This is a genomic window from Nostoc sp. C117, assembly GCF_043099735.1.
Taxonomy (GTDB): domain Bacteria; phylum Cyanobacteriota; class Cyanobacteriia; order Cyanobacteriales; family Nostocaceae; genus Nostoc.
In genome coordinates this window covers 2,119,839-2,133,661 of sequence record NZ_CP170991.1, presented here as the reverse complement: position 1 = coordinate 2,133,661, position 13,823 = coordinate 2,119,839, and the positions used below count along the sequence as shown (strand labels likewise).

Below are 13,823 nucleotides of genomic sequence, written 5' to 3'. Positions count from 1 at the left end.
TCCTCAGTTATGTTAAGCTAATTACTGCTTTAGCAACCTGAGTTTGTGACTCTGTGCTTAATTCTGCATACATAGGCAGGGATAACACCTGATTAGATGCTGCTTCTGAGTGCGGAAAGTCTCCCAGTTTATATCCTAAATCGGCATAAGCTGGTTGCAGATGTACAGGAATTGGGTAATGAATGCCTGTCTGAATTTCCTGCTCTTGCAGACTTTGTTGTAGGGCATCTCGCTGAGGCGATCGCACCGCGTAGACATGGTAAACATGACGACTATAAGGCATCACAGTAGGTATACTTAAACCAGATTCTGTCAGAAGTTGGTCATACTGGGCTGCGTGTGTTCTTCTGGCTTCTGTCCAGGCTTCGATATAGCGTAACTTCACCCGTAAAATCGCTCCCTGGATGCCATCCATGCGATAGTTGTAACCTTTTAGAACATGGTGATACCTGCGTTCTTGACCCCAGTCGCGCAGCATTCCCATAGTGTGGGCATATTCGGGATTCTTGGTGACTGCCATACCTCCTTCACCGTAAGCGCCTAAATTTTTACCAGGGTAAAAGCTAAAACAACCAATATCGCCGATACTACCTACTCGTTGTCCCTTGTACTCAGCCCCATGAGCTTGGGCTGCATCTTCTATAACAACCAAACCATGACGGCGCGCAATCTCCAAAATTGGCTCCATGTCTGCTGGTTGACCGTACAAATGTACCGGTAGAATAGCTTTGGTGCGCTCAGTTATCGCTTTTTCAATTTGGGTAACATCGATTGTGTAGGAAACAGGATCGATATCTACGAAAACAGGTGTGGCTCCGGTGTAACAAATTGCTGCTGTGGTCGCCACGAAGGTGAAAGGTACGGTAATCACTTCGTCGCCAGCACCGATGCCAGCTGCTAGTAATGCTAGATGCAGGGCGCTAGTACCTGTATTGACAGCAATACCATAATCTGCATTGCAGTAATCTGCAAACTCTTGTTCTAAAGCTTTGACTTCATTCCCCAAGACGAATTGGGTACTTTCAAGTACTTTAAGTACGGCAGTATCAATTTCGTCTTTAATACTCAAGTACTGAGCTTTTAGGTCTACAAATGGAATCACGCTGCTACCTCTGCCACATTCAGTTCAATTAATCGGCCTTGCTGTTTGAGAGACTGGGTTGCAGCTTCGAGAATTCTGACTACCCGCAGTCCTGCTTCTCCATCAGTAATGGGGCGATCGCCTTTTTCAATACAATCAATGAAGTGCAATCCTTCTGTCTTCAATGCTTCTGTCATATCCAACTTGGGTGACCACATATCCCCTGTGCGATAACCAATCATCATTTGATACACGCTTTCAGAGTTGCCATTAACTGTAATACCCTTGTCGTAAATCTTGACTTTCTCACTTGGTTCTAAGTCATCGTAAACAATCATCCGTTGACTACCACCAATTAATGTACGGCGCACTTTCACTGGTGCTAACCAATTCACATTAATGTGAGCAATGAGATTTTTTTCAAAGAATAAGGTCAAGTAGGCGATATTTTCTGGTTCTCCCGGAACGTGGCTAATGCCTGTAGCGGAGACAGCATAAGGCTGGGATGGTAATAAGTAGCTCATGATTGAGAGGTCGTGGACTGCTAAATCCCAGATGACATTAACATCATGTTGAAACAGTCCGAGGTTGACGCGGACAGAATCATAGTAGTAAATATCACCTAATGAATTACTAGCGATCAAGTCGTGCATCTTGCGTACAGCACCCGTATACACAAAGGTGTGATCGACCATTAACACTAGGTTGCGTTTTTTTGCCTCTTCAATCAGCCGCATTGCTTGGTCAGAGGTAGTTGTCATTGGCTTCTCTACCATCACGTGTTTACCAGCTTGCAAGGCTGCTAAAGCTAATTCAAAGTGAGTTGAAACTGGTGTGGCGATCGCTACAGCGTCAATTTTGGGATCTGTAAATATATCTCGACAATCTTTAGTAACTTGGATAGCGGGATATCGAGCCTGTACCTTTGCTAATAGTTCTGGTTGAAAATCGCTGACTGTTCTAACCTGAACTCCTGGCATCTCTACAAAGTTTCTTACCAGATTTGGACCCCAATAACCATAACCAATTACACCGATATTAATGTTGTTTACCATTGCTTTTAAATAATCAGAATTTATTTTTTATACGCTATCAACTATTGCTACTCCTGAGTGGCAATAGCTTATGGCTGTATTGGCAATTACTTACTATTTGAGATAAAAAACCTTTATTTTTGGAACACCTCAGAATTCACTAATGTAGTTTTCAAATATCTATAAATAGATTGTGTACAAAACTTAAATTGTTCAAGTCTCGCAGAAGCAAGGATCTCACAAACTGCTAGCTGAATATTTGCAAATTTTGGCGATCGTCTACAGCGGAGCGTATCTGATCGCGTACATCCCCAATCACACGAGCGGGGACTCCAACTACAATTGCATAATCAGGAACATCGCGAGTTACTGTTGCTCCAGAACCGATAATGGCTTTCTCACCAATAGTTATTCCTGGCAGGATGGTAGCATTACTACCAATGGATGCACAGCGCTTCACTAGAGTTTTAACTGTATACCAGTCATCTTCAGTTTTTAAGCTACCATCTTCATTGGTTGCACGAGGATAAAGATCGTTAGTGAACATGACTCCATGACCAATAAACACTTCATCTTCTAAGACAACGCCTTCACATAAGAAACTGTGGGATGAAATTTTACATCTACTTCCGATTGTGACATCTTTCTGAATCTCCACAAATGTACCAATTTTTGTGTCATCACCGATAACGCAACCGTAAAGATTCACGAGATCGGGATGAAAAATCTTCACATTTTTGCCTAACTTGACATCATCATTTACTGCCATTACTTAATCTGCCTTCAAATTAATACTTTTCTACAGTTTGCCAAATACCATCTTCTAAATAAGAACATTCATCAGCTTGCCATTGATACTCAGGACGCTCAAAATTATGCATAGTTACTTCAAAAGGGCAAATTTCCTTCAGATTTTCTAGCAGAGTCTCGCTACGACGGTTAGAGAACCATGTAGTTAAGGTGTATGAACCCATGTAGAGTCTAAATTTGGGAATCTCACATCGCAGAATAAATGTTCCTGGCTCTCGATGAAACGGAGCATCAGACTCGAAAAACCAGAAGATACAAATAGGTTGTTGTAAAAAGTTTACTATCTGAAAGGAAAAACGCAGACTTTCATGGGGTTCAGTTACATGTAAAGCAAACTCAAAGGTAATTGGTTTTCCCCAGCAGTGAATTCCTTCTTCTTCAGAAGTGTGTGCTTTTACCCAAGCGACATGATTGCCAGTTTTGTTGACAGGAACTTGGTAATAACCTGGGAATACAGACTCATCTTTCTGGCCAGCCAGATATAACTGTATTGCTTTGCCAGTATCGCCATCAAACTGAACACTACCTTTAGAAAGCAGTATGCAACGTTTGGTGAGTTGAGAAATAGCTTGCATACTATGACTGACAAATAAAACTGTTCGTCCCTCTTTGGTTGTGACATCACCCATTTTCCCCAAGCATTTTTTCTGAAATGCCGAATCGCCTACAGCCAGAACTTCATCGACAATTAAAATCTCTGGCTCTAAATGAGCTGCAACCGAAAAAGCAAGGCGGACATACATTCCGGAAGAATAGCGCTTTACTGGAGTGTCTAAGAATTTTTCCACATCAGCAAAGGCTACTATTTCATCAAATTTCTTCTTAATTTCGACTCGACTCATTCCAAGAACAGAACCGTTGAGATAAATGTTTTCTCGTCCCGTCAGTTCTGGGTGAAATCCTGTTCCTACTTCTAATAAGCTTGCTACCCGCCCTTTGATGGCAACACGTCCCATCGTCGGCTCAGTAATCCGACTCAGAACTTTTAAAAGTGTGGATTTCCCGGCACCATTGCGTCCAATAACACCAAGAGCTTCACCCTTTTGAATATCAAAGGAAACATTTTTTAATGCCCAAAATTCTTCCCGCGTTGGGTTGGGCATTTTTTTGCCCGCAGGTTTAATAAATGTCTTAGTCAAAGATGTAGCACCATCAGCAATTACATCCCGCAGCGCTTTGTAGCTACTTCCTCCTTCCTCCTGGTGAGAAATAATATATTTTTTGCTTAAATTTTCTACATTAATCATGTTCTCAGACATCTGCACAGTTCCTTCCTAAATTACGTCAGCAAATGTCCGTTCCATTTTGCGGAAGTACCAAATGCCACTTACCAGTAAGAGGGCAACTAGTCCTAGAGATAGTGTGAATCCAGTCCAGTAAATTTTTGACTCTCCCCCTAAAATTGCCCAGCGAAAGCCATCAATCACGCCCACCATTGGGTTCAAATAGTACAGCAAACGCCATTCTTCTGGCACAATACTGCTACTAAAACCAACAGGCGATACATATAGGCCAAACTGCACAATAAACGGCACAATGTAGCGGAAGTCTCGATATTCTACATTTAAAGCTGCCAACCACAGCCCTACTCCTAATGAAGCAGCAAAAGCAATGCTAATAAATACTGGTAAGGATAATATACGCCAATTGGGAATAAAGTTATACCAAGCCATCAGTCCTAAGAGAATTATCCCAGAAACGAGAAAGTCCACAAAGCTGACAATTACTGAGCTAGCAGGTACAATCAAGCGCGGAAAGTAAACTTTAGAAATCAAGTTGGAATTACTAATTAGGCTGTTGCTACACTCGCTAAGGGCATTGGAAAAAAATTGCCAGGGTAACAAGGCAGCAAATACCAGTATTGGATACGGTGCTGTCCCCTCTGAAGGTAATTTTGCCAAACTTCCGAAGATGACGCTGAACACGATCATCGTCAAAAATGGCCGAATGAGTGCCCAGAGCATACCAATTACTGTTTGTTTATAGCGTACTAAAATGTCACGCCAGGCTAGAAAATAAAATAGCTCTCGATAGCGCCATAGGTCTTTCCAATAATGCTCCTCAGTACGTCCAGCTTCAATGATCAATTCTGGCTTTGAGGTAATTCCTTTACTACTCATAATATTGATTAAAGACCACTGCTTTTAAGCATTAACTATTAATTGACAAACTGAAAATCTTTGATGCTCTGATAGTTAAGCATCTTTGCCTGTCTGCGAGTAAATTCGCTAACAGAAGGGTTTCCCTGAGGATTAATCACTCCTGTTACCTGCTGCCAAAGCTCTTGGGGTGCTATGGAAACTTTATAGGTGCGTTCGTTCGATTTGCAAATGTGATACCATTTTGTTTGCTGGCAATGGTCGCACCAAAAGGCTTCCAACCATTCTCCCTCTATGGTAACTGTGGTTTGGCTTGCTACCAACATCAATGCACTTCGCCGACTCATGCCCCGCTGCTGTAATTGCCCTGCTCGATCGGCAAACAATTGATATTTTTGACTTCTACTTTCAAGATAGGACTCATGATCTGGACAGTAGATAGCCCGTCGTTTTGAACGTTTCCGATTTCGGTCACACCTTCTCTGCAATTCGACCTCCCACTTGAGTTAATAAACAGTGAAATCTGGAAGGTTACGTTGGAGGAACTGAGATCAAAAAGACCATCGAAGCTCATCTCCTAAAAGTTAAAAACTAAATAGTATTTAATTAAAGTATGCTGATTGACAAATGTTTTAAATCCAGTTTTTTTGTAATATTGCAACAAGTTTTACCTTGTTTTTAGGCAATATATCAGCTAATTCTCTTTTAAAAAGTGATTATTTCACTCTTGTCAATCTGTCTTAGAGCATAACATAATTAGGGATACTTTATATTATCTTAATCAAAGTCATCATGATGGAAAAACAAAACTATTTTGGGAATCATTTATAGGAGTTTAAGCATGAAAATAAGTAAGACTCACAAATGACTCTCATCTATCAGCTTATATGCTAGCTATTTATTTTTTGGGTTTCTTTTGAGAATTTTTTCCAGTTCTACTAGGTATTAAAAATAAGCCTCCAAAAGCTAAATTTATATTGAATATGTAATAGTTTTTATTCAAGAAAGACAGTAATCTAGCTTAAATAAAAAGGTAAATCTTCTGGTAAAAGAGTATTTTCTCTTTTGCCTATTGCACCTGTATTCTCATATCGAGAAAGTACTGCCAAACTCAAAAATGATGGCAAATACTTCTGATAAATACTTGATTTTGTATGGGCTGACCCTGCTAGTACCATTTCACTGGTAGCAGAGTCAAGATGAAAGGACAAGGGAGAATGTTTTGTAGCTGTATTTTCGAGAAGTGGTATGAGGCTAAAAGTATTTGGAACCCTGACCAATCTGTGATTAAGTTTCTCAAACAACTACTTTGTATGGCTTTGAGACATACCTATTACACCATCAACTAATATTGCTTGCTGCAAAACATCAAGATATTGTTGAGAGATGATTTTAGGTGTGAAATGCGATCGCAAATACTGACGACCAGCCTTACCCATGCGCTCCCCTAGTTGCTGGTCGCGACTGAGTAAGCGAATAAATTGAGCTAGAGCATTACTGTCTCCATTGTCAAAGGTAGCCCCACAGTCAGCTTCGGCAATAAGTTGTCTCAGATATGAATACTGCGAACAAATCACTGCCACAGGTCGCCCAGATGCTAAAGCTGAATAAAGCTTGCTAGGAACGACTAAGCTCTCAGTCGATGCATCTACACTCACTAGTGAAAGATCGCAAGCCGTTAAAGAATAGGGCAGCACCTGCTTTTCTTGGTATGGCAGAAATGTAAAATTTCTCAGTTCTAATTGATTTACTTGTTGAATCAATTCATCTCGTTTCGCTCCACCACCAATACAGACAAACTGAACTGGCTCATCTTGTAGTTGCTCGGCAGCTTTGAGGATAGTTGCCATATCATGGCAACGTCCCATATTCCCAGAGTAGAGTACGGTAAATTTGCTTACTAAGTTATGCTTCAAGGCAAACCAGTTTTCTTGCTTGGCAATTGGCACAATTAACTCAGGGTTCGCCCAACTGTGAATTACTGAAATCTTATCGGCTACTTGGGGACAATTTGCTAGGACTTGCTGTTTCATGGCTGGACTAAGTACCACGATTCCCTTAGCATTTAGCCAAATCTGTTTGTTAATAGCGCGCCATAACCGTGCTAGCAAGTTATCTTTTGAGACTACTCCCAGAGCGATCGCAATATCCGGATAAAGGTCATAGAGGATGCAAACATAAGGAAGTCGGAACAACAGATAAGCTAAATATGCGATGACTGGCAAAAATGGGGGAGCTGTAGTTACTAATAACACATTACTACGTTGCCAGCCTCTAAGTATATGAAGTCCAGCGCGCAAGGTATATAAGATACCATTGACAGCTTTGCCACGAATTCGCCCCGGCCATAGTTGGGCTGTGCGCGATCGCTGAATTCGGATTTTACCCATACGTTCAACTGCTAAGGCAGCAGTATGAGAGTCAAACGCATATCCTGGCTGACTCGTAAAAACCTCAATATCCACTCCTTGTTGCCCTAACTGTTTCACTAGTTCTTCAATCAACTGTCCTGTAGGAGCATAGTCTGGTGGGAAAAACTGGGTGATTACAGATAATTTAATCGATTGCTGAGTTTTTAAAGAATAGTCATTGTTAACATCTAAGCGGGTGGAAATGGATTGCAAAAATTTTTGATTAATCCATTCATTAAGTCTCATCGGCTGTATCCTGGTTTAGAAATCTTTGTTGAAGATACTCCTGAACTGCTCAAGCCATTAATTACACACAAAAAATTGCCTAAATTAACAAATATTTTCGATTTGCTTAAGGCTAATTGATTAATTTACTGGTATACATAGAGTTTCCTTATGCTCACAGGAATATATCTGCGAACTGGGCTGCGAACTAAGCCGCTTAATAAGAATTTATACTCAATTTAATTTGTATACGGTATGTTTCTTTGGACATGGGAACACAAAAAGAAGCATTAGTCTAAACGGCTACGGCAATCGTAGAAATATAGATCGCCCTAGAGTGACGCCTTTTACAGGCTTCTAAGAAAGTTAACTTTATATCTAAATGACACTAGCTGTCAAAATAAACTGCTGTTAGTCAATAAATAGAGAACTTATGACGATTTGATCTTGGAGCTTTTCACTTACTTGATTTTCCAGTTAATTAAGCAGCATTTATTACATGTATTTACACTGAATATATTTAGTAGATTCAATATTGATTTTTACATGTAATTAATTAAAGAATACCATGAGAAAAGGATGTTTCAAATTTACCGATAGACTTTATCAAAAATTTATTTTTTGATAATACGTGTAAACTAAAACTTCACAAAATAGTCACTTTTTGGGATATGAAGAATTTATACATTAGTTTATACATTAATTTATACAAGAGTTAAGTCTAGTTACTAACATTTACAGTCTTATTAGAGTGTGTTTTTCAATTGTTATATCCCCCTAAGCACTGTTAAAAAGGTTTGCTCAGAGTATTTTCAAGTCTCCTTTTTCAAGGGGAGCTAATGGGGTCTTCTCCTGAGGGTAGATTAGAGCAGCTTTAGGTAGGTATGAGCCTTTAACCCATAAGTAAATGACGTAGATCGTAAGCAAATGGCTTAGATTTAAAGGCATCTAAAAATTAAGGGGGCTAAACGAGTAGAAAACAGTCTCTAGCAAATCAAGTGTTATTCTTCTCTATATTCAAGTAATCCTTTAATCTTTTATGGTATTAAATTTTACTATATCAAAAATGCTACCACCTTTTGATAATCACAATTGACACGCACTTACTAACATTTAAATTCCTCTGGCTAGAATTTAATGTATAAAAATTTGTCATCTGCTTTATGCAAACTACACCTTGATGCAATTGCAGGTTAAATTTTACTTAAGGTATGATGTGGAACTGAAAAAATGTATACTTTAAAACAAGAATGTTATTTATCGTTGCTTACTCAGGTAGAATCCGAAAGAGATAGAAAAGCCTATAACCATTAACAGTTGAAACTAAGTACACACCATCATAATAGAGGGTTAGAATTAACCTGAAGGATGAATCAATATCCAGGAGTTATCAAGCAAGATATTGATTTATATTCTCCATTGATGACGCGTTGTACTAAAAAGTTTGCCACTCAGGGGGCTAATAATAAACTTTTGTACACTTACTCTCTTATGTTGAATCACTGAATTACACACATTCTTTGTAGCTTAATTAATAAGTATTTTTAAATAAATGGAGAATCATTCTTCTGAATCATCAAGTTACGATCAAAATAGGAACTCTATACCGCCATTTCTTCAGCCTCAACCTTTGCCGTTATCTGAAGAGGAAGGCAATGATTGGAGTTTCCCAGAATTTCTGAGTCTTGTACGGCGACGAGCGCTAGTAATTGCAGGGGTAAGTATTGCTCTAACAACAGTTTTTTTTGTCAACTTGGCACTCAACCGAAAGCTACCAATATATGAAGGTAATTTTCGTCTGTTAGTGGAACCTGTAAATGATGACACCAAAGTAGTCGATATTGTCAAAGATCCGAACGCAGGTAAGTCTGGTCTAGATTATGAAAGTCAAATTGAGGTTCTCAAAAGCCCTGAATTGATGGGAAACATTGTGAAACACTTGCAAGCTACCTATCAAGATATCAACTATGCTTCGCTGATCCAAGATCTGACGATTGCTCGGTTAGCTGACACCAAGATTATAGAAGTTCGTTATCGAAGTAACGATCCAAATGAAATTCTAGTTGTACTTGACCAAATTTCTAAGGATTATCTAGATTACAGTCGGGAAAAACGGCAAACTAAGTTACGCCAAGGAATTCAGTTTGTTGAAAGACAACTGCCATTTATCCAAAATCGAGTCGATCAGATTCAGAAAGAACTGCAAACTTTCCGACAAAAGTACGATTTTGTTGATCCAGAAGTTCAGTCTGGACAAGTTGTTAGTCAAATCGGCGAGTTGTCTCACCAACGAGAAGTGATTAATAGTCAATTGGCAGAAGCTCGTGCCAATCTCTCTTTTGTTCAGGAAAAAAATGGCAAGGTGGCAGTGCTAAAGGATGCTACTTTGTATCAGGAGCTATTAGGTCAAGTAAGGCAACTAGACGTTCAAATCGCTACAGAGTCAACTCGTCTGCAAGATAATAACCCAACCATCCAAACATTGAAAGAGAAACGGGCAAGTCTGTTACCTTTGCTAAATGACGAAGCGCAACGCTCTCTGAATACAAAAATTGCCCAAATAACGACTCAAGTTCAAACTCTGGAGGTGCAAAGTCAAGAGCTTGCGAAAGTAGAACGGAAAATTGAAATACAGCGCAAACAATGGCCAATCTTGGCACGACAATACACTGAACTACAGCGAAAATTACAGGTGGCGACCGAGAGCCTGAATCGTTTTTTATCGACTCGCGAAAATCTCCAAATTCAAATATCTCAGACAGAACTTGGTTGGCAGTTACTTGAAGCACCAAGTAAGCCGACATTGCCAATCTCTGATTCGAGCATCAAACGTGATTTAATACCAGGATTGCTTGCGAGTATAGCTTTAGGAATTGGCGTTGCCTTACTCTTAGAAAAGCTAGACAATACCTACCATAGCGTTCAGGTACTGAAACAGAAGGTCAAACTGCCGTTGTTAGGAAATATTCCATTTGAAGCAAAAGTCGAAAGCACTCAAAATTATACACCTAAGCAAAAAATTCCTCTAGTAAGAATACCAAGTTACATTTTTAAACGCATTCCTGGGTTAGCTATTTTACCAGATAAAGACCATAGCAAGTATTCAGGACAATTTTTAGAAGCCTTGCGAGTACTTTATACAAATGTCCAATTGCTCAGTTGCGATCGCCATATTACTTCTATAATTATTAGCTCAGCCATGCCTGGTGATGGTAAGTCTACTATTGCCTTCCATCTAGCTCAAGTCGCTACAAGTATGGGACAACGAGTACTACTTGTAGATGCTGATTTACGCCAACCCAAGATTCACGCCTTATGCGGTTTAAATAACTTACAGGGATTAAGTAATTTAATCTCGACAAATCTGCCAACGAGTGAGGCGATCCGGGCGCTACCCTCGATGAATCAGTTATCTGTAATCACTGCTGGATCTATACCGCCCGATCCCACAAAGCTACTTTCGTCTGAAAAGATGAAGCAACTAATGAAAGATTTCCATAATACCTTTGACTTGGTAATTTATGACTCTCCCCCTTTATTGGGATTAGCTGATGCTAACCTTCTAGTACCCCATACTGATGGCATATTGCTAGTGGTAAAGATTGACAAAACAGACTCGTCAATGATAGACAGAACTTTAGATTATCTAAAAATGTCCCGGATGAATGCCTTAGGTATGGTTAGTAACGGTCAGAGGGGCAACATCAACAGTTACTAAAATACTGGATTTGAGACTTGATATTGGAAGAATGGCTCATCAATGAGAAACTTATTTTGTATTACAAAAAAACAAGATGAGTAACTTATGAGTGAAAAAATACTAAAAGTCATTGAAGGAAACTTATTGCCGAAAGGAGATTATGTTTCGTCAGGATTTGCCACTATCCAGCCCGATTCATGTTTTCCTAATATCATTTTAGGAAATAAATATGATTCTTTTTGGCTTTACTTGCGGCGGGATATTACTCATAATTGGTATGTGGATAAGCGACGGCAGGGTGTAGGATTTGTCAGCAGAGATGAAGCTCATATTCTATACAATACTGCCTTAAAATTTCGAGGAAAAAAAGCTTTAGAAATAGGTTGTTGGATGGGTTGGTCAGCTTGTCATTTGGCTTTAGGAGGAGTAGAGCTAGATGTAATAGATCCTATGCTATCTGCAGAGTTATTTAATGAAAGTGTCACAGAGTCGCTAAAGTCGGCAGGGGTTAAGGAATTGGTGAATTTAATACCAGGATATAGCCCTGAAAAAGTGGAAGAGATAGCAAATAAATTTCAACGTAAATGGTCATTGATATTTATAGATGGTAATCACGAAGCACCTGCTCCGCTGAATGATACAATTATGTGCGAACAATTTGCCGAAGCAGATGCTTTAATTTTATTTCATGATTTGGCTTCTCCAGATGTAGGACAAGGTTTGGACTACTTAAAAGAGAAAGGATGGAACACAATGGTGTACCATACTATGCAAATTATGGGAGTTGCATGGCGAGGAAATGTTGAGCCTGTAATACATCAGCCAGATGCTAAAATTGACTGGCGCTTACCTCCACATTTAAAAGATTATTCTGTTAGCGGTTCAATTCAAACTGTGGCTGAAGATAAATTCGGAGAAATTCTCACAGCAGTTCAACCATATACTTTATTGAGTAAAGCAAAGTTATTCTCGCTTTATAGTCAGGCAAAACAAGTATATTGTTATCTTTTTTGGCTGCCAAAAATGTTAATACAAGCGATCGCCAGAAGCAAAGCTATGAAGCGCAACTAGTTTTACCAATAGCAGTATTCGTCTATAGACTGCAAATAAGCTATCAGTAGCGAGTCGCTACTGATAGTTTTCTCTAGGTGAATGTCCAGAGCAATTCCAAATAAAATTTGTTTTTGCTTATTGCCTTCCTGATAATCACGATCGCGACAAGAGAAATAATAAAAGCAGGTATGAAACGGAGATAAACAGTGCAAATCACTAAACGCAATATCGAGTTGAGAGTAGATGACAGCTTAATGCGTGTTTATGTAGCTGCTCCCAAGGCAGCAGGAAGTTACCCAGGTATTGTGTTCTATAGTGATATCTATCAGTTAGGTGATGCAATGATTCGTTTAGCTAACTACTTAGCAGGATATGGCTATGTAGTAGCAGCACCAGAAATTTTTCATCGGCTTGAACCAATTGGTTTAGCCATTGAACCGAACGATTTAGGCCGGATGCGTGGTAATGACGATGCACGCCGCACAGCGATCGCCGATTATGATGCTGATTGTCGTGCTGTAATTGAATTTCTTCAAGCAGAAAGTTCAGTTTCTTCAGAAAAAATAGGCACTCTCGGCTTTTGTATTGGTGGACATTTGGCCTTTCGAGCCGCTTTCATGAAGGAAATTAAGGCTGCTGTCTGCTGCTACCCGACGGGGATTCCCATTGGTAAACTAGGACTTGGAGTAGCTGATACAATCGACCGAGTAAGTGAAATCACAGGCCAGATGCTATTGGTGTTCGGTACACTTGACCCTCATATTGGAGAAGATGACCGACAAACCATAGTTAAATCGTTAGAAAATCTTAATGTAACTTACAAAGTTCTCTTATATGAAGCCGAACATACTTTCATGCGTGACGACGGTTATCGGTATGATTCAGCTGCCTCTACATCTGCTTGGATGGAAATAGTAGCTTTCTTGGAAGGTGTCTTTGCTAACTGAGAAATCTTATAAAAATACTGGTTCAAAACGGAAAAGTGAAACTCTCAAAACCTAAAAAATGAAATCATTCAGTATCTAGTAGGAGACAAGAGAGCATCTCAATGAGTGTAAAAACAGACCTGCCCTGGCGAATGTAATTCGCGGTTATACAGACAAAACCCACCTGCGTGGGTTCCAAATTCTTTGAGTCCGCGTAGGCGGACTTGGTTTGTGTATCCGTGATTTATAATCGCCTGGTATATTTGCTTTTCCACAAGGTAACAACTGCTGTTCAGAAGTCAGAATTTATAAGGAGTTTAGTATAATTTGGATATTCATCCGTCAAATTTTAGTCTAATTCTTTAACTATTCTGACTACTTAATTATTCCGATTTGAGAATGCAATTTTACTTTGTTTTGTAGAGATATGGCAAAAATAAAATTGTTCTTCATTTGTCACCTATGAGTAACTTTTTGATGACAA

The 13,823-nt window shown here is 39.4% G+C and carries 10 protein-coding genes; 3 read left to right on the top strand and 7 right to left on the bottom strand.

Features of this window, described 5'->3' with window-relative positions:
• Positions 1-7 precede the first annotated feature (7 nt).
• The 7 genes from ACFG4S_RS09860 to ACFG4S_RS09830 form a co-directional block, all read right to left on the bottom strand.
• Positions 8-1,102: a DegT/DnrJ/EryC1/StrS family aminotransferase gene (locus ACFG4S_RS09860; RefSeq protein WP_392534617.1), complete on the bottom strand. Its 1,095-nt coding sequence runs from the start codon at positions 1,100-1,102 to the stop codon at positions 8-10.
• On the bottom strand, positions 1,099-2,136 hold the full coding sequence (locus ACFG4S_RS09855; RefSeq protein WP_392534616.1) for a Gfo/Idh/MocA family protein: 1,038 nt from the start codon (positions 2,134-2,136) through the stop codon (positions 1,099-1,101). Before ACFG4S_RS09855 ends, ACFG4S_RS09860 begins: the two co-directional genes overlap by 4 nt.
• A 226-nt stretch (positions 2,137-2,362) precedes the next feature.
• Positions 2,363-2,884, bottom strand: a complete 522-nt coding sequence (locus ACFG4S_RS09850; RefSeq protein ID WP_392534615.1) for an acyltransferase — start codon at positions 2,882-2,884, stop codon at positions 2,363-2,365.
• A 19-nt stretch (positions 2,885-2,903) separates the two neighbouring features.
• Positions 2,904-4,184, bottom strand: a complete 1,281-nt coding sequence (locus tag ACFG4S_RS09845) for a polysaccharide ABC transporter ATP-binding protein (protein WP_392534614.1) — start codon at positions 4,182-4,184, stop codon at positions 2,904-2,906.
• A gap of 15 nt (positions 4,185-4,199) precedes the next feature.
• Positions 4,200-5,045, bottom strand: a complete 846-nt coding sequence (locus tag ACFG4S_RS09840; protein ID WP_392534613.1) for an ABC transporter permease — start codon at positions 5,043-5,045, stop codon at positions 4,200-4,202.
• Positions 5,046-5,083: 38 nt separating this feature from the next.
• Positions 5,084-5,512, bottom strand: a complete 429-nt coding sequence (locus ACFG4S_RS09835; RefSeq protein ID WP_392534612.1) for a hypothetical protein — start codon at positions 5,510-5,512, stop codon at positions 5,084-5,086.
• A gap of 816 nt (positions 5,513-6,328) precedes the next feature.
• Positions 6,329-7,681 carry a glycosyltransferase family 4 protein gene (locus ACFG4S_RS09830; RefSeq protein ID WP_392534611.1) on the bottom strand — a complete coding sequence of 451 codons (1,353 nt, stop codon included), beginning with the start codon at positions 7,679-7,681 and terminating at the stop codon, positions 6,329-6,331.
• 1,531 nt (positions 7,682-9,212) lie between these two features.
• On the opposite strand from ACFG4S_RS09830, the gene ACFG4S_RS09825 reads away from it, so the two are divergent.
• From ACFG4S_RS09825 to ACFG4S_RS09815, 3 genes are all read left to right on the top strand, one after another.
• A complete protein-coding gene (locus ACFG4S_RS09825) occupies positions 9,213-11,378 on the top strand; it encodes a GumC family protein (RefSeq protein WP_392534610.1) in 2,166 nt (721 codons plus the stop codon).
• 87 nt (positions 11,379-11,465) lie between these two features.
• Complete coding sequence (locus ACFG4S_RS09820) at positions 11,466-12,431, top strand: class I SAM-dependent methyltransferase (protein WP_392534609.1); 966 nt, start codon at positions 11,466-11,468, stop codon at positions 12,429-12,431.
• A gap of 188 nt (positions 12,432-12,619) precedes the next feature.
• On the top strand, positions 12,620-13,360 hold the full coding sequence (locus ACFG4S_RS09815) for a dienelactone hydrolase family protein (protein ID WP_392534608.1): 741 nt from the start codon (positions 12,620-12,622) through the stop codon (positions 13,358-13,360).
• Positions 13,361-13,823 lie beyond the last annotated feature (463 nt).